This window comes from Paenibacillus sp. FSL R5-0519, from assembly GCF_037974275.1.
Classification (GTDB): Bacteria; Bacillota; Bacilli; order Paenibacillales; family Paenibacillaceae; genus Paenibacillus.
Window position 1 is genome coordinate 3,246,677 of sequence record NZ_CP150234.1, and the last position, 19,241, is coordinate 3,265,917.

The window sequence follows — 19,241 nt, forward strand, 5'->3', positions numbered from 1 at the left end:
TTTTAAACTAAGAATAGCATATGCCAATAAAGAGAGGGGCTACGAATAGCCACTCTCTCTTTGTTTATTTTTACTTGATGAGGCCGGCGTCTTTAAATTGCTGGGTGGCTGTTTCCTTATATTTCTGCATGTCAAACTTGGTATCCAGCGTCTGGAGGAAATTGTCCCAGTTGGAAAGAGGTTCTTTGCCCGTCATAAATTTGACCAAGCTTTCATTAATGAACCGTTGGCGGTCAGCATCCAAGGTGTCGCTCGGGTCTGGGGTCAATAAATTACCGGGCAACGTTGGCCCCACATATTGCTGATTGTTCTTGAAGGCTTCCGCTGTCTTCGGATTCTGGAAGCTGAAGTACTCCGCATCATCACCACGCCGCGGCATTCTATAATGATCGACCCACAGGTACTTCTCTTTCATTTCTTTCGATAACTCGGAGGTTTTATTTTTGATCTTGCCGTCTACGACATCCCAATGAATCCCTTTGATTCCGTATGCAAAATTGGGATAAGCTTCTTCATCCGTAAAGAGATAATTCAGCATGGACAAGATGCGAATAATTTTGTCCTCGTCCGCTTTTGCAGATATGGCCCATGAATTGCCCTGGAACGATTTTCTCTCTACAATCTGATCCCCGTAAGGACCTTTCATCGGGGGAATAACGATCCATTCCGGCACCTCTCCACTAATTTCTTTCATTTTCTGCTGATAATCCGGCTCCAGTCTGCGAGCATCTCTAATCATGAAGCCAACTTTACCTTTAAACATTTTTTGGTCCAGTAGATCAGGCGAATTCATCGTCACCCAGTCCGGGTCAACCACCTTGGCTGCCATCATTTTATTAATATAAGCAAGCGCCTCTTTCATTTTGGGATCGATAAATAGAAATACCGGTTCATTATCTTTGATCTCAACGGCCGAAGGCGGATTAACGCCAAACATCCACATCAAGCTATCGAAGCCGTAGGTTTGCAGATTGCCTTCTTTATTCATACCGCCGATGAATCCGTACGTATCGTTTTTGCCATTCCCGTCCGGATCTTTCTCTGTAAAGGCTTTCATAACTTCGAATAACTCATCCGGTGTTGTTGGCACTTCCATATTGAGCTTTTTCAGCCAATCGTTGCGAATGAAGAAGCTTCGACTGATACCGTTTACATTATCATAGCCTGGAACTCCGATCGTTTTCCCTTGATAGGACATCGCTTCCCATGAGTCGTTGCCAAACCTTTTTTGTAGTTCAGGAAACTGATCCAGATAGGGTGTCAGATCCGCAAGAACACCTTGGTCGTAATATTGCGCAAGATCAGAACGACTCTTCAAGAAGATTAAATCTGGAATATCTCCACCTGCAATGAGCGTATTCAGTTTGGTTGTTGCTTGCCCTGCTTGAGGAATCATCATATCCAAGTCGATGTTCATTTCTTCTTCCAACATTTGGCGTTGAATATCTTCATCACGTGGAGGTACCGGAGCAGCAGCATTGAAAGTACCTTGGTTAAACATTGAGATTTTCATTTTGGTTGCAAACTGGCCAGACTGGCCTTGCGAATTACTCGAAGCTGTCGATGTAACTTCTTCTCCCCCACAACCTGACAATAACGTTCCAAGTCCCAAGATTGCCGACAGGATAACAAATGAAATCTTTTTACGCTGCATATTGACCTCTCCTTTGTTTGTATATTATCACGGTTTCCCCGTAATAAGTTAGGTTGGAGCATCTTTTAACCTTTAACAGATCCCAGGAGCACACCTTTGGTAAAATGCTTTTGCAAAAATGGATAAACGATTAATATCGGGACCGTAGTCACAACAACGGTAGCCATTTGCACAGCGAACGTACTGACAGCTCCGGAATTGGCAAGTGAATCAGCGCTTTGCGTGGCGACGTTAAGCAGGATGTTGCGCAAAATAACTTGAAGTGGCATATAGTTGGAATCATTGATATATACAATGGCATCGAAATAACTGTTCCAATGCCCGACTGCGTAAAACAAGGAAATGGTGGAAAGCACGGGTAACGACAGGGGTAAAATGATCCGCCATAACGTCTGAAGCTCACTGGCACCATCTACCCTCGCTGATTCCTCGATTTCACCTGGTAGTTGCTCAAAAAATCCTTTAATAATCACCAGATTAAATGCACTAATGAGATTGGGAATAATCAATACCCAGGGGCTGTTTAACAATCCCAGAGAACGAACTAATAAATAAGTCGGAATTAACCCCCCACTGAACATCATGGTAAACACAATGAAGAGTAAAAACGGACTTCTTCCGGGCAAGTATTTTTTGGATAACGGGTATGCCGCGATGACTGTAAAAAACACATTTAACGCAGTGCCTACAATCGTTCGAAACAACGTAATTTTATACGCCTGCCAGATCCCGTGAGAAACGAATACTTCTTTATAGGCCAAAAAGGTAAAGGATTCGGGTATAATCACAATCCCTCTTCTTAGTACTTCCGATTCTGGCGTTACGGAGACAGCAACCACATATAGAAAAGGCAGCACGCACAGTAGGGATAACAAAATAAGCATCACATAAACGACGGTTTGCCAGACTTTTTCCCCGATTGTCATATGAATCATTCTAAGGACCACCTCACCAAATTTGCCCATCGAATTTTTTGGCGAGCTTATTCGCTGCCAACACTAAAGCAAATCCGATGACAGCTTTAAACAATCCTACAGCAGTAGCCAAACCAATCTTGAGACGCTCCAACCCTTCCCGGTATACCCATGTATCGATAATATCGATCTTCTCCTGGTTAAAGGTGTTGGCAAACATGAATATTTGGTCAAAACCCGCATCCAGGATATGGCTTAATTTCAGAATCAGCATCAGAATAATGACTCCTCGAATGCCAGGTAACGTGATATGCCAGAGCTGTCTCCATTTGGAAGCGCCATCCATTCGAGCAGCTTCATATAAGCTTGGATCGATTCCTGCCAAGGCGGCAAGGTACAATATTGCCCCCCATCCAATATCCTTCCATACTTCAGATAAGATGATCAGCAATCTGCCCCAGGCAGGTTCCGTTAGAAACGAGATGGGTTCAAAACCAAAATCCTTCATAATCATGTTAAAGAGACCATCGCCTGGGGCTAGTAGTGCGACCATAATTCCATAAACAATGACCCATGACAGAAAATGAGGTAAATAAGTGATGGTCTGTACGATTTTCTTAAACCACTGGCTATACACTTCATTGAGGAGTAAAGCAAGTACGATGGGCGCGGAGAATCCGAACAATAGCTTATACAGCGATATAACAATCGTATTTTTCATGATGTCCCAGAAATAAACGCCGTTCATAAAATCCGTAAAATTTTTGAATCCCACCCAAGGGCTATCCCATAGTCCCAGAGCGAGGTTATAGTTTTTAAAAGCAATCATGATTCCCGCCATGGGGATGTATTTGAATACGGCAAAGTAAATTAAGGCTGGTAATAAGAGAGCATACATCACCTTGTACTTTTGGATCGTCCTGATCCATATCTTTCGCTTTGTGGAGATGGGAACGGCGTCCGCTGCCAATTTCGCTTGCATTTCATCACCTCGTCTTTGTTTGTATTTGTATAATAGCACCCGCCTATCGGATAAATTTCTGAAATTTCTAGAATTTCTTATAAGATTTTAAGGAGTCTGCCAGGGTTCGTTTCAACAACTGAATCCAAGCAAGCTGGACAAGAACTTGTTCTAATAAAATATAAAAAAAGCCGCTAAAATAGCGACTTTCAGATGCCGTATTTATACTTCTCCCCAAAAAAATTCAGTTTCATAGTCGAATGCAACAGTACCCTCTTGATTATTTTTATCAAATAAATTTTGCAGTGCTGATATCATCGGATCGTAATTCGGATGCCCGGGTACAGGACTGTAAGAAGATGATAACAACCGGCCTTTCAACCCCTCGAAATCGAACTCCTGACTCATTCTGAATCGTATTTCATGCATTGAACCTTCCTTGAAAAAAGAGAGCAGCATCGTTTGAGAAATATTTTTATGATTAACTTTTTGGTAGTCGGTTCCATATGTATGGAGCAGTTGATTGTACTCTTCACGAAACGGAGTACCGCGTGTAAGACGTGAATTCCAGATGAGTATTACTCTCCCACCTGGCCGTAGAATTCTGCGAAACTCGATTTGGGCTGCGGATTGATCAAACCAGTGAAATGCCTGAGCGCAGACAATAAAATCAACCGACTGATCAGGTAATCCCGTAGATTCTGCAGAACCTGCTATACTCACGAATTGCGGGCTGCTTTTTAACGTTTGCTCGGCGGCTTCCCGCATAGCCTGATTTGGCTCGACCGCTATTACATAGCTTCCGCGTTCCAGAAGTAGCTTCGAGATGATTCCAGTACCTGACCCGATGTCTGCTATATTACTGTTCGCACGTAAACCAACAACGTCGTATAAATGGTCAATAGCCTCAATTGGATAGCTCGGGCGGTATTTCAAATACGAATCGACCCGGCTTGTAAACCGTTCTCTATTGTTCATCGATCGTCACGCTCCCATCAATATTTTTCTGGTCCATGAGCTACGTTTATCTTGGCTGTATTGATCGTTGATTATATAATCCCTAATACATTCATCGGGATGGATTCCTCCTAAGTAGAAATAGCAGTGCCATATATGGCTTTTTTTAATTGCGTCCATTACGTACATTTTCATATTGCCTTATGAAAAGAAAAGACCCCATATGGAGTCTTTTCTGTCGATGATTAATGTGCCACTCAAACCATTCGTTGTAAGAGATAAGAGAGACAACTATCTTACTTCTCCGATGGGAGCGGTGTAAAGAGCAGATTGACCGGCAGGTTGCTTCCTGGCGCGGCTGAGAACAGAATCGTTACGCTCTCTCCGATTGATCCGGTGCGGTAAAGAACGCTTTGTTCACTTGAATTGGCAACGGCAACGTTGCCTTCGGCAATCGATACCAACTGGTTGTTCACCAGCGCTACTCCGGAGTACTTTCCTCCTCGAGGGTTAAAGGAGATAAGCGTACGCGGTGCAACATTGGTCAGCGTGATTTTGTACAATACGCCGAAATTACCCGCGTTGGATGCGTCTGTGTAAGCCATCGGATCTGTTCCTACCAGATTGGGATCGCTTGAATTGTCACCAAGTGGCAGACGAGCCGGTTTGAGTCCCACGTGCTCATCGTACTTGATGATGCGAGTCGCGTTCGGATACGTCCCCCGGTTATGCACTCCGTCACGATCAAGGACGGGAAGCAATGGCAACGCTTCGAACGGATCTTTATTTTCTTCCACCAGGATAACGTTATAGTCTAAGGAATAATCACTATATGCATCCGAATAGAGAGAGATGACTTGTCCTTCTTTCATCGGCGTTTTATTAAGTTCGGTCAAAATCAATTTGCTTTCCCCAGGTTGAAGGTACTCTTTCTTTTGATCCGCTCCGGTCTGAATTGACTTGAACCATTTATCAATAGACAATTTCCCGGCTACAGTAGCATACGGTGTGGGTCCAGCAAAGCCCATATTCTGCTGTTCGAATACAGCCGGATTCGGGTTATTATTGGTGGCAATCACATACATTTTTACTCTTTTGCCTGTATTGTTCACGTGGTGAATCATGAAACGGGTCTGTCCCGAAGATGATTCTTTATACACGATGCCTTCCGTATTCACCGTTTCCGGGCTGTTGCTGCGGATCAACAAACTTGGCTCATCCATGTACGTATAAGGCACTTTCTCCATGGTTGTCACTTCGCCGCCGTTAAAGGTAAACTTCTGTCCTACCGGTATGAAGAGTAAATTGAAGTCAGTAAATGAATATAAGGTCTCATTGGTTATGGTGATCACCTTGGAGTACGTGTTCGTAGCGCCATGATTATCCGTAACCGTAAGTGTCACCGTTTTTGGACCCGGTTCAAAGAACGCAAGTGAATTGTTCTCCCATACGGCTTTGACAATATTATTTTCATCATCTGTGCTTTGGTCTGTGTATGTTATTTTTTCGCCCATTTTATATTCTTCTTTATCCGTTGCGAACATGGCTACAGGAGGAAGATTAGGACTCAACACTTCAATGGTGATTGAATAGGGATCACTCCATTGGCCGTTGGAATCCTGTACTTGATATGAAATCGTATATGTACCTGCTTGATCAAATGAATCCTGACGACCTGTCCAGCGTTCGTCAACGATATCCATTCCATTGGGGGAGCTGTTAGAAGTCACATAGTCCACTTGATCGCCCGCAAAGATTTCCTTTTGGGAAATGGTGAAGCTTGCAACAGGTTTGGTATTCAGATTCAGCACAACCGTCTTGGCTGGCTGATTCACTTTATAGGTGATGTTCAGGGCTTGAGTGATGGAAGTTAACGGCACCATGAATGTACTTTTTTGCTGATAAGCTGGGCCTTTCATCGTTCTGGTCTCTCCATTTACCGTATAGTCCTTGCTGTTCGTCTTGAATCGGAGTTCATCGTCACCACTAATAATGATGGTTTCCTTGGTTATGTTATCGTATTTGACCCCGTACCCCACACGATCAACCAGCGCACGGATTGCAACATAGGATACACCGTTTTTGACAGCCATGGGCTGGCCAGCAAGATACGTTTTTCCATCCTGCTCCATTTTGTTGCTATTCATGTATAACGTCAGATTACCACCTGCTGCTACAGGAGACGTCCCGTCAATGGATGGTTGCTCTATTTCTGCTGGCGTAGCTGGCGTTTCAACCTTCTCAGGCACTTCCTCTTGAACCTCAGGTTTCGTGCCCGTTGCGTCAGTAGTGGCTTCTTCCCCATCCAATGCAGGTTTCTCACTATCTGTTTTGTTTGTTGCCTGATCGCCAGTCGAGGTTTTAGTTTCCTTGGCTTCAGAGGATGGAGTATTGATCGATTTGTTATTGCTCTCTGTCTTCACTTCACGCTCTGCAATCGGTTGCTCTTGTTTTAACACCTCTACGGATTCTACATTGGCCGTGTTTACTGACGCGGTGTCACCTTGCTGTGTTGATTGTGCATTCACAGAACCAACTGCAAATGCCTGAAAAACAGCTAATGCGGTAAAAATGGATAATTTCTTCTTCATATTCATGCGTTGTCTTTGGCTCCTTCTACTCTCTAGTATTTATTTACAACCCCTCAAAAACTCATAGTATTAGACGCTAGATTCAGGGAAAAGTTTCTAAATCAATTGTAAATAATGGATTTTGACAACGATCTTTCAAACTTTGGTTATAAGTTCTTGAATAAAAAGCCTCTTTTGATAGCGAATGTGAGTCTCCGTCAACGCATAAAGTGCACCTCGTAAAATTTCATCGGATCAACCGGGGGTTATCCTATGTCACTCTACTGGGTGCACTTCAAATAGTTTCGGACCTTATGATCTGCTGTTCTTTAATTCCGTACTACAGGAATCCACATTTCACCATATACCAAACCGTTTTTCTGTCCCATTTCAACCGTTGTATTGGGTCCGCCAACATAGGCGTAATCCTTTTCTGCAGGGAGCGCTTGACCAAAGGCAATGCCAGTAAGCATATTGCTGAGCGCTTCTGCCGTCTCTGCTTCGCCCTTCACAACCAGGTATTCTCCCTTAGGAAATTGGATCACTCTTGTTGCTTCTGGCAGAGATTCTTCTGTCATGACGCCTGCATAATGCATCATTTTGTTATTTACTGCTTCGTTTACAGCAAAAATATAGTCATTCGTAGCAAGGGACTTTAATGTGTCCAGGCTTCCATCCTCTTTCACGGTGGACCAATAATCCGCCTTCTCTTTGTTGATGCCAGCATAGTCTGTGTAGTCGCACTTAGGCTCCGTACCAATACCTAAAACGATAAAGCTGTCTTTTTCTTCAAAATAATAATTGCTCATTGATACACCATCCTCTTTTAATTTTCAATTGATTTGTGTTTTCACTTGATGAGTTTATAATAACCTTAAATCATGTCAGAATATGATACTGTTTAGGGGGCCCAATGAAAAAAGTAGAACGTATTAATATCATCACGAGGTATATCAATAACCGAGCGCACTTTACCATTTCTGAAATCATGCGAGAATTTAACATTTCGCGTTCGACAGCCATTCGAGATATCAGAGAAATTGAATCGATGGGAATGCCACTAGTCGCTGAAGTTGGGCGCGACGGGGGTTATTTTGTCATGAACAACTCCCTTCTGCCTACGGTCCGGTTTACCGATAATGAAATCAAAGCGTTATTCATTGCCTTTATGGCGACAAGAAATCAACAACTTCCTTATCTGAAGAGTCGTCAATCTTTGGCTGAAAAATTGTTGGGCCTTATCTCAGAGAATCAGCAAGATGACCTTGTGCATTTGAATCAAATATTGCTTTTTGAAGGGACCAATCCCCATAATCCGGACTTGCTGGATCTGTCAGACTTGCCCCACCCTACCTTAGAGAAACTCATCCAAATTCTTCTTATCGAACGTTATTTGTTAGTTACTGTCCAAGAAGAGAAAAAAACAAAGTCCTATCCCATCGTGCTCTTACACCTTCATCATCAAAAAGGCCATTGGATCATTGAAGGTTTTGACTTGGAGGAAGAAAATAGACGAATCATATCTGTCGACAACCTCATCCGTGTAGAAGCATACCCAACGAAAAACAGACGAAGTACGAAAAAGATTGTAGAACAACTAAAACGAAATGCGCAGGAAGAGGTCATCAACCTTGTTCTTGAACTTGGCCCAAAGGGGATTGCCCAATATAAAAAGTACCATCCTTTAAAGTTTTCAATTGCCTATACGAATCCGTACCAAACTACAGCCCTTCTAAAGGCATTTACGAATGTTCATAACGTAGACGAATTAACTGAAATCACCAGTTGGTTGCTTTTTCTAGGTGAAGATATCAAAGTTAAAGAAATTCCGGAGGAAGTCCTGAACGCTGTACAAGAGAGATTAAACGTATACCAGTTGAAGCAGTGAACGTTCAGTACGAAAAACCAAAAAAAGCCGCTATGTTAGCGACTTGTAATGGAATCATATTCATTATGCCTCACGCCAATCCTTGGCGAGCTGTTCCTTCTATATTAAATGTCAGCATTAGACTGGGCATGATTAGGTGTATGCTGCGAGATTTTTTTAACGAGTAGAAAATAAGTAACAATGGCAATGACACTGGTCATTAACAAAGTGAGTCCTAACGGGACGGCAGTGTCCTCACCTGCGATCCCGACCAGAGGAGCAACCAATGCACCCAGTAGAAAAGGAACAACACCGAGCAGTGCTGCAGCACTTCCGGCCATCTTGGCTTGGCTCTCCATGGCCAGCGGGAATGCCGCTGTAGACGTAATACCGATTGAGCACACGAAGAAGAACAATGGAATGACCAAAGCGAAAAGTGGACCATGAACCAAAGTTACCACCAAAGCCGCGACACTTGCTATTAAAGCAAGCCATAGCCCGGATAGTAGAAGCGTTTGCTCAGGGATACGTTTGGCCAATCGACCCACAATTTGAGAACCGATGATCAAGCTGATGCCGTTTGAAGCAAACAGTATAGCAAATACCGTTGGTGTGACTCCATATATATTTTGGTAAATAAATGGTGTTCCGGCCACATAAGCGAAGACCCCTGCCGTCATGATTCCCTGTGCGAGCATGTAGCCAACAAACGTGCGGTCACGCAGAAGCATTCTGTAATTACCCAATTGCTGTTTGAAGTCGGGAACCATACGTCTTTCAACTGGGTGTGTTTCTTTTAAGCTCCACTTGGTCATGATCAATAAGAAAATCCCCAGGAATGCAAGCGAGATAAATACGCCAACCCATGTCGTGAAGGAAAGAATGCCACTTCCCGCAATCGGTGCTGCCAAAGGCCCCAAATTACCTACAAGCAGCAGCAAAGAGAAAAATTTAGTGAGTTCATGTCCACTATATAGATCTCTAGCTATCGCACGGGAAATGACAATTCCAGCTGATGCCGCAAATCCTTGCGTGAAACGAAACAAAATCAATAGTCCGATATTCGGAGCAAACGCACATGCCAAGGAACAAATAATGTAGGCTGCCATGCAGATCAACAATGGTCTCCGTCTACCGTACGCATCACTCAAAGGACCCATCACGAGTTGTCCTACACCTAGTCCTAACAAACAAGCAGTAAGACTAAATTGTACAAGGGATGCCGTTGTATTCATATTTTGTGCAATCTCCGGGAAAGCCGGTAAATACATATCAATCGTAAATGGACCTAATGTAGAAAATAAACCTAGTAGTATTGCGAGTCCAAAAACATTCCAATTCGTGCTCTTCGCCATGATAAATAAAATCTCCAATTCCTCATATAATTTGCAAGCCTAATCGGAGTATAAGACATAGAGTTAACTGTAGGTCAAGTCTTGAGGTTATTAAAACAAAAAAAGCCGCTAATTAAGCGACTTTGGATGGAAGATTATTAAATTGTGTAACTTCCCCGGCCTGAACCCATATGACTCATAATCATTTCTGCAGCTCGCTTGTAACCGCCAGCCTGCCTTAAGGATTCACCAATGAGGTATGCCTGCCGTCTATAAAGTGGATTGTGTAGTACCTCTGTTAATGCCTCTCTCAAATCAGTTGCATTGAGGTTATGTTTATCTAATGTAATACCCGCGCCGAGCTCCTGTACCCGATTGGCGACAAGAGGCTGATCCGATGTTAATGGAATCATCACCATCGGAACGTTGTAATATAACGCCTCACTCGTGCTGTTCATTCCAGCATGTGTAATAAAAACATCGGTATGCTGCAGCATGTTTAACTGGGCAATGTATGGCTTAACGATAAAATTAGGAGGTATTTGATTAGCCAGCGGCTCCATATCCGTGTATTTTCCTGAAGATAGAACAACATTCACAGGTAGATTCCCTAATGCTTCAAAGCAAAGCTGATAGAAATCCAAATTTTTATTTAAAATCGTACCCATAGCAATGTACACGGTTTGCGGATACCGTTCACGAAGCAACTCAAATGAGAAGGTCGGAGCATCTTGACGCGTTATGATCGAAGGACCCGTGAAAATAAAACGATCATCCAGCTTTTCTGCCTGCGGCTGAAAATAACGGCTGGTGTACACGAGCTTTAACTGACCTGCATGTGCCGGAATCTCTTCTATGGCTGGGATACTCACTTGAAACTCTTCGGCTAACTCCGTTGTGATCTTCATCGTAGCCTCATAAAGTTCCTTCTTCTCCGTTTCATTCAGAACTGAGATAGACCCCAGAGGCTCCACAAAAGCAAAGGACGCAATCGAGCACACCGCAGGAATCCCCAGTTTTTCTGCAAGAATAGTCCCTCCCCATCCCATCAGGGAATCAAAGATCATATAATCGAACTTTTGATCCTCTATCACCTGCAGCACTTTGGGGATGATCCTCCGAATAATACCGCTTACCATCATATGAATGAACTGATAAGAATGCTTGTATTCCTGGGGTTTCAACACCGGATCATGAGAGAAGGCATCTTGTGGAAACGGATAGGTAATGATCTGGGCACCGGTTTGTTCAATTCGGGAACGGTACTCCTCCGTGCACACATAGACAACTTCCTCACCGTTGTTAGTCAACTGAGTAACTAATCCTAACGATGGATTCACATGTCCTTCAGCTGGAGTAATGACGACTAATACACGTGCCATCTTATCCACCTCCCAATGTAATTAGTCCCCCCGTTCTTCATGATGTATTTAACGACGCGGTCGTCATCCGTTACATGGAGATGTTATCCTTCACTTGGTTGATTGGATGATGTTCTTGATGAACGAGTTTGGTAATTCGTAGTGATGCTAAGAAACTTAACAAGACCCATAATAATTGCAGTGTTAACACGATGAAGACGCCAGTCGATATGCCCCACTGTAAAGTTTCGGACAAGGCAATCAGTGCGCCACCGACTCCAATACTTACTCCCATATAAAAGGAGTCCACAAATTGCAGATTCGCGGACATTTCTCCCTCTTTCCTGGGCAAGGCATGTTGTAAAGCAATGGCTGCCGTTGTAGGGTTGGCCAATCCAATACCGAACCCTGTAATCATTTGTGAGAGAAGGATGAGTATAATCCCGCCGTCCGTCAAAATAAGAGCCAGGATCACAAGTACAGTTCCAACGATCATAATCCCAATGCCCGTCATGACCCTACCCTTTCGGGCACGACCTTGATCTCGTGCATCAAGCTTGGCTTGTAACCACGCTGCGGCGGACCAGCTGAGAGAACCTGCTGCTACAATGAGGCCAGCAAGGTCAGCTGATAACCCCTTCACTTCGGTTAGTGCCAAGATCACAAAACTTTCCGTTGTAAAATAACAAGCAACATATAGTCCTCTCGAAACCAGAGTAGCAGGCAATCCTTTTTGTACCGAGAAAGTCCCCACAGGCAGCAATTTGCGCATTGGTGTGACCATGACGACTAATCCAGCCAAAGTGAGTACTATGCCTTTCCAATCGGTAATCATACCAAGTCCTGAGAGTAACAGCCCCGTTCCAACGGCAAGCAGAATCGCATACATAATCTTTGAGTCGGTTGCGCGCGCTGGACCTGTCAGATCTTGCTGAAGCTGCAAATTCCGGAAAGATCGGAATGTGAGGCTCAACGCTATTCCAATCAAGGGTAAAACAATCCAGAAAACATATCGCCACGAGATGTAGGAAGCAATAAGGCCTGCTGCATAAGGTCCGATTAAGGTAGGCAGGACAAATGCCATGGAGAATGCGGCCAGGATCTGAGTACGAAGTGTATCTGGATAATGTAACGTCACACAGGTATAAACACATGTAATCAGTGCCCCCGCTCCAAAACCTTGAAGGGCTCTTCCGCCAATAAGCATGTGCATATCGATAGAGACAGCGGAGACCACAGTTCCTAACACAAAAACACTAAAAGATATCAGCATGGATGTAAAAACGCCGCGCTTGTCAATCTGCTGACCAATTACCAACGTTCCAATAAGCTGAGATAACAAAAATGCGCTGAAGATCCAACCGTATAAATGAATGCCCTCTAAACTTTGTGCCATTTTCGCAGCAATGGTCGTGATAGCCAGTCCTTCGAATGCTACGGTTGACAGAACCAGCATAATCCCAATTGTAGGCGCCCTGTACTGAGCATCAAAAATCCCAATCTGATTGTTATTTGTCTTCTACACCTCCATAATTTGATGGATATTATGGTAAAATAAACCTTCCTGAATATACATTAAGTGTTATAATTTGTAAATTCAAATGTTTAAAAAGTAAGATTATGGTCTAGAATAGGGTTCCCATGTTCAATAGGAAATTTTGCTTGAAAATATACCATTTTCATTACAGTCAATTTGGAGAAGATCATCCTCCAGGATCCAGGCATCTGTTTTTTCAACAAAGAAATGAAATCCTCCAATGGATTGAACCAATGCGGGATCGACCGGTGTAGCACTCGCATTTATGCCAATTGTAAAAGCATCGGAGCCTCCTCCAACATATTTTGCGTAAATCCTTACATATTGGTCCTCTTCCAATTCCCATTCATTCTTAAATGAATCAATTGCTTGTTCAGATACTACAAATGAGATCATTGCTCTGCACTCCTTCCTACATTAATCACATTTTTTCACTTCACCACGATAATTGGCCATTCTAAAACTGGCCCCGCATCCACACGAAACTTTGGCATTTGGATTATTCATGGTGAATCCACCTAACATTCCGCTCTCTTCATAGTCAATCTCAAGACCATCAATATATGGAATACTGTTTGCGTGAACCAATATTTTAAATTGCTTTTTATTTAACACAATGTCTTCTTCTGCCTGCTGTTCATCCACGATAAGGGTATAAGACAAACCACTGCATCCCCCTTCATCAACGCCTACTCTAAGGAAGGCATTTTGGATATCCGCACTTGATAAGATCTCAACGATTTTGTCCGATGCTGTATCACTGACCTCAATGATCATCTTTATTCCTCCCGGATGTTTCATTTTGAAAACCTGGTATCCCAGTCCATTAGACAGGGTATGAATGCAGCAAGAGCAGCTCCTTTTGGCGTAAGTTCATAAATAATTTGTGTAGGGCGTGTCAGTATTGTTCTTTTGACCAAATGATCATGTTGAAGACCCTTTAAACGTCTGGAGAGGATCATTTCGGAAATGGAAGGAATACTTTCGAATATTTCACCGAATCTCTTCGGGCCTTGAGACAGAGCACATAAAATATGGATCGTCCATTTCGTTCCGATGATACGATAAGCCGTAAATAGTTTATTCGGATCTTCAGTGAACAATGGTCTGTACACCCACTTTCTTATTCATCCGCGTGGTGAGATCCGAGTGCTGGCAATGATACTCGTGACGATTAACAAGAGATGGAAACCCATGGCTACAATTAAGCCGGATTGAAGTGACATCCCCCCAGCCTGACACACGACAAGAATGGAACCACCAATGCCGATCACTACACCAGGTGTAAAAGAATCTGCAAATTGCAGATTGGCCGAGGTTTGGCCCACGCCTTCCTCCCCCGTTTGGGAAAATGCGACAACACCGCTAATCGGATGCGCCAATCCAATACCAACTCCTGCAATGATCTGACCAATAACTGCAATGGTAACGGTCACAACAGGTACCCAAAGTACGATGGCAATCCCTATGGCAAGTAACATTACGCCAAGAATAATTCTCATATGACGTCCACTGCCCTGATCTGCCGCATCCCACCGTCCTTGCAGATACGCAATGATACACCAACTTAATGCAGCACTCGCCACAATTAATCCGGCCTGAGAAGGTGTAATTCCTTTCACATCGATGAGAGCCAATACCAAGAAATTCTGTGTACTAGTATAGGCAGCGAAGAACAATCCACGTGTTGCCAAAATAGCTGGCATTCCTCTGCGTAACGTAAGTGTTCCCTTCGGTAGCAATTTACGGAGAGGAAATATCATTAATGCGAAGCCAATTATGACTAAAACAAATCCCATAATGCTCGGAAGCCTACTTAGACCAACCAGGAAAATCCCTGTACCCAACGTTAAGAGTAACGCCATCCAAGTGGATGAAGATCCGCTATCCCCTCCCGTCTTCTGCACTTTCAATTTCCTAAAGGCAGGTAAACTAAGCAATACTGAAACCACCAGCACAGGTAAGATCCCCCAGAAAACAAAGCGCCAGGACCACTGATCTGCGATTAGACCGGCTACATATGGACCGAGCATGGACGGAAGAACATAGGCAGTACCAAATGCTCCAAGAATTTTGGCACGTAGCTCATCCGGGTAACTTAAGGATATAGCCGTATACACACAAGTCATCATGGCTCCGGCACCCAAACCCTGTAGAGCGCGTGATCCTATCATGGTATACATGTCGCCTGCGGTTGCGGCAGCGATCAGCCCTACGATAAACAACAGAAGTGCAAAAGTGAACGGTGCTGCAGGTTCTCTTTTATCAATGATCCGACCAACGACCAGCGTTCCGATAATCTGCGCAAGCAGATAGGTACTGAATATCCATCCGAACAGGCTAAGGCCGTTCAAGTCTCCAGCAATCGAAGGAGCAATGGTGGTGACGGATAGACCTTCGAATCCAACGGCCATCACTGACAAAATAATTCCTATGGACAATGCAAAATAACGCGGACTGAAAATACTTTGATGATTAGACGACATGAAATGTGACCTCCAAGAAAATTGGTATGTATACATCGTATCCGGATACTTAGTAAACATTTTTGTTTATAATGTCTAAGCTACAGTTCGGCTTTGACTTTGTCAACATTTTTGTTTAAAATGTAGTTAGTCATGTAGATTTAGTTGCTTCAAAAGGAGGTGCACGATGAGCGGAAATCAAACTAAAAAGGATGCCTCGACCAGTACCCGGAGAGCAATTATTAATCTGTTAAAAGAGCGCGGGGGAATGGATGTTGTCACTCTCTCCTCTCAGTTTTCGTTATCCGGAATGGCTATTCGGCAACATCTGAATGCGCTAAAAGAAGAAGGATTGGTTACCACTGTGGAAGAAGCCCGTCCCATGGGTCGACCAACCAAGCTATGGATATTAACTTCCGCGGCTAATCGTTTTTTCCCAAGCGGATATTCGGATTTATCCCTCAGCCTCATCAACTCGATGAAAGAAGCTTTTGGTCATGAAGGGCTGGACAAGCTGCTGGATGTTCGAAATAAAAATATGCAAGAACAATATCTTCAGCATCTTGGCGATTCATCAGGAGTTAGAGAGAGATTGGAGAAATTGGCCGAAATTCGCACAAATGAAGGTTATATGGCTGAGGTTAAGGAGCAGGATGATGGCAGTCTCCTGTTTATTGAGAAGCATTGTCCGATCTGTGAAGCGGCCGCGGTCTGTACTGGGTTATGCAAGAATGAGTTACATTTATTCAAAACGGTTCTAGGCGATAATGTTCATATTGAACGGGTAGAATACATTCTTGCCGGAGGAAGAAACTGCGTGTACACCGTTAGGCAAAATAAACCATGACAAAAGGAGCAACCTCATTGGAGATTGCTCTTTTTATCATGATTGTGAAGTAACTAGTGAACCATTCCGAGGAATATCCCGGGATTATTTATTTCAGACTCTGTATTTTTTTCGACAAACACTAATGATCGAAGGAGATAAAGGATGGAACGGTGTTTTATCCCAGTCCGAATATTGATTCTTGATCCAATCACGGAACCTGACCCAGTGCATGATCTGCTGACTTGTATCATACGTCTGTGTTCCAGATACCTTGACTGTAATCCCATCCTTATCGATAAATTCTCCCCAGGGGCTTTCCTCTTCGTTGGATAAATCGGTCCCCAGAGGGTTTCTGGTTTCAGGTAATTAAATTGCCGGTAACCTTTTTAAAATCACTGGCGTTGCAGCTTCCAATAGAATCATCATCTTGATCCTCGAACAACAAAGAATGATAACACCAACTAACCACTGTTTTAGCAGGTTGTTGTTATCATTCTTTGTTATTTTACCTATCTAATTACCACTCAGTAATCCTCGTTACTGTCTCCATTGCTTCACACACCTACTTCTCCTGCTCCTTGACCACTTGTTCGATCCCCAACAAAATCAGTTTCAAGCCGAACTCGAACGCTCCGTCAGTTCCCATCACCTCAAACATACCGCTCTTATACATCCTGCTGAATATTCCAGCTTCCTTCTCACTCATGGCGTCCAGAAGGTGAATCATCTCTTCACCCTGAAGTTCCTCGTTGTACTTAACAACAGCAGAGATATTACGCTGATGCTGGTAATTGTCCAGAACGAAGTAAAACACATAGTTCACAAGCGTGAGTACGGCCTGTAGTTTTTGTTCTTGCTCTAGTGGCGTCGATTCCATGCAGAGCAATATGCGGTTGGTGAACCGGATCATGTCCGGCTCGTGGGGTAGTGTCATCATCATGAGCTGGGTAGAACACGGGTATCGGCTGAGTACATTCCGTACAGTTATCGCAAGCCCTTCCATCTGTTCCTTCCAGTTCCCATCAGTCTGAAATTCATCCAAAATAATTTTTGATATCTGGTTGGCTAACCGCTGGTAAAGTGCCTGCTTGCTCTTGAAGTACCAATATAGAGATGGAGCCTGAATGCCCAGCTTGTCTGCCAAGCGCCTCATGCTGAATTTCTCAATCCCCTCTTCGCCCAAAAGCTCCCACGAGGTTTCCAAGATCTTATCTTCCGAAATCTGAGGCTGTTGTTTTTTCATCGTTATCCGCCCTTTAATCTAACAGTGTAAGTTTATGCTTTACAGGTTCATAAGTTCATGATAACATCTAACACTGTAAGGTTCAATCTAACGGTGTTAGATTAGATCAAAAATTAATGATGAAAGTAGTGATCCACATGGATGCAGAAAACCTCCATTACTTTGAAAAAGCACCAATCGCCAAAGCTGTAGCTCACTTCGCTGTCCCGATGATGCTGGGCACGTCAATGAGTGTCATCTATTCCATCTTAAATGCCTATTTCCTTGGTACATTGGGCAATACGGCCATGTTAACCGCGCTCGCCCTAACGTTGCCATTATTCGCAGTCATTATGGCGCTAGGCAACTTAATAGGCATAGGTAGCGGCACATTCATCTCTCGTTTGTTGGGTGAGAAAAAAGTGGATGATCTGAAACATGTCTCTTCATTTGCCTTTTATAGCAGTTTAGTTCTTGGAATTATCGTACTAGCTGTTGGGCTCCCTTTGATCGGGCCTATTGTTCATGGGCTGGGGGCAACACCCGACTCCTTCGGATTTACAAAAGAGTATGTCACGATCATGCTTGTCGGTTCTCCATTTGTCATCTGGTTTTTCACGTTGGAGAATATCGTGCGCTCAGAAGGTTCAGCAATCACGTCAATGATCGGCATGATGCTCAGTGTTGTGGTGAATATTATTCTTGATGCGCTATTCATCTTTGTGTTCCATTGGGGCGTGATTGGTGTCGCATCTGCAACGGTCATCTCCAACATGGTTGCAAGTGCATTCTACGCTTTCCACATCAGTTATAAGAGCCCGTTCTTAACCGTCTCCTTGAAATGGTTCAAGGTTACTAAGGAGATTGTGAGCAATGTGTTCAAAATCGGAGTTCCCGTCTTTGTTATGAGTGTTTTCTTGGGTGCCATGTCGCTTATTCTTAACCTTTTTCTTGTCGAATATGGGGATCAGGCCATCGCAGGGTATGGGATTTCATCGCGTTTGTTGCAGTTTCCTGAGTTTATTCTGATGGGTCTGTGCGAGGGAGTCGTGCCGTTGATTGCCTTCTCATTTACAGCGAACAAATTACGCATGAAACAAACTATAGGATTCACGATTAAAACGATTCTGGCCCTGGCTGTCCTGTTCGGCGTTATTGTTTATCTGATTTCTGACCACTTGATTGGTTTATTTACGACTGATCCACAATTAATTGAGATGGGTAGCTACATTCTCCATGTGACCTTCTTATCCTTGTTTATTACAGGATTGACTTCGTTGTTTATTGGAATTTTCCAAGCTACAGCCCAAGGAACTGCTGCTTTTGTGATGTCCATCATTCAAGGAATTACGCTGATTCCTGTATTGTATATCGCGAATCAACTGAATGGTTTTCATGGAGTGATCTGGTCACTTGTTATTGCGGACGCCGTCGCGTTTCTTGTAGGGGCCATCATGTTATATGCTTTGCGAACCAAATTACAGCCGGATATGGCACAATTGGTACAGTAATTTTTGCTGAATATCAGAAAAAACCACGGTACCCATTTCGGTACCGCAGTTCAACAATG

Annotated in this window: 16 protein-coding genes; 3 read left to right on the forward strand and 13 right to left on the reverse strand. The window is 43.5% G+C overall.

The window, feature by feature from the left end:
- Positions 1–70: 70 nt before the first annotated feature.
- The 6 genes from MKY73_RS14715 to MKY73_RS14740 form a co-directional block, all read right to left on the reverse strand.
- A complete protein-coding gene (locus MKY73_RS14715) occupies positions 71–1,654 on the reverse strand; it encodes an extracellular solute-binding protein (RefSeq protein WP_339308409.1) in 1,584 nt (527 codons plus the stop codon).
- A 65-nt stretch (positions 1,655–1,719) separates the two neighbouring features.
- Complete coding sequence (locus MKY73_RS14720) at positions 1,720–2,589, reverse strand: carbohydrate ABC transporter permease (protein ID WP_339308411.1); 870 nt, start codon at positions 2,587–2,589, stop codon at positions 1,720–1,722.
- A gap of 13 nt (positions 2,590–2,602) precedes the next feature.
- Positions 2,603–3,550: an ABC transporter permease subunit gene (locus MKY73_RS14725; RefSeq protein ID WP_339308413.1), complete on the reverse strand. Its 948-nt coding sequence runs from the start codon at positions 3,548–3,550 to the stop codon at positions 2,603–2,605.
- Between the two features lie 201 nt (positions 3,551–3,751).
- Positions 3,752–4,507: a class I SAM-dependent methyltransferase gene (locus tag MKY73_RS14730; RefSeq protein ID WP_339308415.1), complete on the reverse strand. Its 756-nt coding sequence runs from the start codon at positions 4,505–4,507 to the stop codon at positions 3,752–3,754.
- A gap of 275 nt (positions 4,508–4,782) precedes the next feature.
- Entirely contained in the window at positions 4,783–7,083 is a 2,301-nt protein-coding gene (locus MKY73_RS14735) for a stalk domain-containing protein (protein WP_339308416.1), read from the reverse strand.
- A 302-nt stretch (positions 7,084–7,385) separates the two neighbouring features.
- Positions 7,386–7,865, reverse strand: a complete 480-nt coding sequence (locus tag MKY73_RS14740; protein WP_339308418.1) for a GyrI-like domain-containing protein — start codon at positions 7,863–7,865, stop codon at positions 7,386–7,388.
- A 104-nt stretch (positions 7,866–7,969) separates the two neighbouring features.
- On the opposite strand from MKY73_RS14740, the gene MKY73_RS14745 reads away from it, so the two are divergent.
- A complete protein-coding gene (locus tag MKY73_RS14745) occupies positions 7,970–8,944 on the forward strand; it encodes an HTH domain-containing protein (protein WP_339308419.1) in 975 nt (324 codons plus the stop codon).
- A 104-nt stretch (positions 8,945–9,048) separates the two neighbouring features.
- Here MKY73_RS14745 and MKY73_RS14750 read toward each other — a convergent pair whose 3' ends face one another.
- The 6 genes from MKY73_RS14750 to MKY73_RS14775 form a co-directional block, all read right to left on the reverse strand.
- Complete coding sequence (locus MKY73_RS14750; RefSeq protein WP_339308420.1) at positions 9,049–10,278, reverse strand: multidrug effflux MFS transporter; 1,230 nt, start codon at positions 10,276–10,278, stop codon at positions 9,049–9,051.
- Positions 10,279–10,415: 137 nt separating this feature from the next.
- Positions 10,416–11,639, reverse strand: a complete 1,224-nt coding sequence (locus MKY73_RS14755) for a macrolide family glycosyltransferase (RefSeq protein ID WP_339308421.1) — start codon at positions 11,637–11,639, stop codon at positions 10,416–10,418.
- A gap of 70 nt (positions 11,640–11,709) precedes the next feature.
- Entirely contained in the window at positions 11,710–13,074 is a 1,365-nt protein-coding gene (locus tag MKY73_RS14760) for an MFS transporter (protein WP_339308423.1), read from the reverse strand.
- A 189-nt stretch (positions 13,075–13,263) separates the two neighbouring features.
- Entirely contained in the window at positions 13,264–13,551 is a 288-nt protein-coding gene (locus MKY73_RS14765) for a Fe-S cluster assembly protein HesB (protein WP_339308424.1), read from the reverse strand.
- Between the two features lie 21 nt (positions 13,552–13,572).
- Complete coding sequence (locus tag MKY73_RS14770; RefSeq protein ID WP_017688344.1) at positions 13,573–13,932, reverse strand: iron-sulfur cluster assembly accessory protein; 360 nt, start codon at positions 13,930–13,932, stop codon at positions 13,573–13,575.
- Positions 13,933–14,282: 350 nt separating this feature from the next.
- Complete coding sequence (locus tag MKY73_RS14775) at positions 14,283–15,641, reverse strand: MFS transporter (protein WP_339308425.1); 1,359 nt, start codon at positions 15,639–15,641, stop codon at positions 14,283–14,285.
- A 166-nt stretch (positions 15,642–15,807) separates the two neighbouring features.
- Here MKY73_RS14775 and MKY73_RS14780 point away from each other — a divergent pair, with 166 nt between their 5' ends.
- The gene (locus tag MKY73_RS14780) at positions 15,808–16,467 is read left to right on the forward strand and encodes a metalloregulator ArsR/SmtB family transcription factor (protein WP_339308427.1); all 660 of its coding nucleotides are present in this window, start codon (positions 15,808–15,810) and stop codon (positions 16,465–16,467) included.
- A 544-nt stretch (positions 16,468–17,011) separates the two neighbouring features.
- Here MKY73_RS14780 and MKY73_RS14785 read toward each other — a convergent pair.
- Positions 17,012–17,692 carry a TetR family transcriptional regulator gene (locus MKY73_RS14785; RefSeq protein ID WP_339308428.1) on the reverse strand — a complete coding sequence of 227 codons (681 nt, stop codon included), beginning with the start codon at positions 17,690–17,692 and terminating at the stop codon, positions 17,012–17,014.
- A 137-nt stretch (positions 17,693–17,829) separates the two neighbouring features.
- Between MKY73_RS14785 and MKY73_RS14790 the strand changes: the two genes are divergently transcribed.
- Positions 17,830–19,182, forward strand: a complete 1,353-nt coding sequence (locus tag MKY73_RS14790) for an MATE family efflux transporter (RefSeq protein WP_339308429.1) — start codon at positions 17,830–17,832, stop codon at positions 19,180–19,182.
- The last annotated feature ends 59 nt before the right edge of the window (positions 19,183–19,241 follow it).

Excerpts from the sequence above, each read along its gene's own strand:
- MKY73_RS14715 (WP_339308409.1), bottom strand. The coding sequence starts at position 1,654 with ATGCAGCGTAAAAAGATTTCATTTGTTATCCTGTCGGCAATCTTGGGA.
- MKY73_RS14720 (WP_339308411.1), bottom strand. The coding sequence starts at position 2,589 with ATGATTCATATGACAATCGGGGAAAAAGTCTGGCAAACCGTCGTTTAT.
- MKY73_RS14725 (WP_339308413.1), bottom strand. The coding sequence starts at position 3,550 with ATGCAAGCGAAATTGGCAGCGGACGCCGTTCCCATCTCCACAAAGCGA.
- MKY73_RS14730 (WP_339308415.1), bottom strand. The coding sequence starts at position 4,507 with ATGAACAATAGAGAACGGTTTACAAGCCGGGTCGATTCGTATTTGAAA.
- MKY73_RS14735 (WP_339308416.1), bottom strand. The coding sequence starts at position 7,083 with ATGAATATGAAGAAGAAATTATCCATTTTTACCGCATTAGCTGTTTTT.
- MKY73_RS14740 (WP_339308418.1), bottom strand. The coding sequence starts at position 7,865 with ATGAGCAATTATTATTTTGAAGAAAAAGACAGCTTTATCGTTTTAGGT.
- MKY73_RS14745 (WP_339308419.1), top strand. The coding sequence starts at position 7,970 with ATGAAAAAAGTAGAACGTATTAATATCATCACGAGGTATATCAATAAC.
- MKY73_RS14750 (WP_339308420.1), bottom strand. The coding sequence starts at position 10,278 with ATGGCGAAGAGCACGAATTGGAATGTTTTTGGACTCGCAATACTACTA.
- MKY73_RS14755 (WP_339308421.1), bottom strand. The coding sequence starts at position 11,639 with ATGGCACGTGTATTAGTCGTCATTACTCCAGCTGAAGGACATGTGAAT.
- MKY73_RS14760 (WP_339308423.1), bottom strand. The coding sequence starts at position 13,074 with ATGCTGGTTCTGTCAACCGTAGCATTCGAAGGACTGGCTATCACGACC.
- MKY73_RS14765 (WP_339308424.1), bottom strand. The coding sequence starts at position 13,551 with ATGATCTCATTTGTAGTATCTGAACAAGCAATTGATTCATTTAAGAAT.
- MKY73_RS14770 (WP_017688344.1), bottom strand. The coding sequence starts at position 13,932 with ATGATCATTGAGGTCAGTGATACAGCATCGGACAAAATCGTTGAGATC.
- MKY73_RS14775 (WP_339308425.1), bottom strand. The coding sequence starts at position 15,641 with ATGTCGTCTAATCATCAAAGTATTTTCAGTCCGCGTTATTTTGCATTG.
- MKY73_RS14780 (WP_339308427.1), top strand. The coding sequence starts at position 15,808 with ATGAGCGGAAATCAAACTAAAAAGGATGCCTCGACCAGTACCCGGAGA.
- MKY73_RS14785 (WP_339308428.1), bottom strand. The coding sequence starts at position 17,692 with ATGAAAAAACAACAGCCTCAGATTTCGGAAGATAAGATCTTGGAAACC.
- MKY73_RS14790 (WP_339308429.1), top strand. The coding sequence starts at position 17,830 with ATGGATGCAGAAAACCTCCATTACTTTGAAAAAGCACCAATCGCCAAA.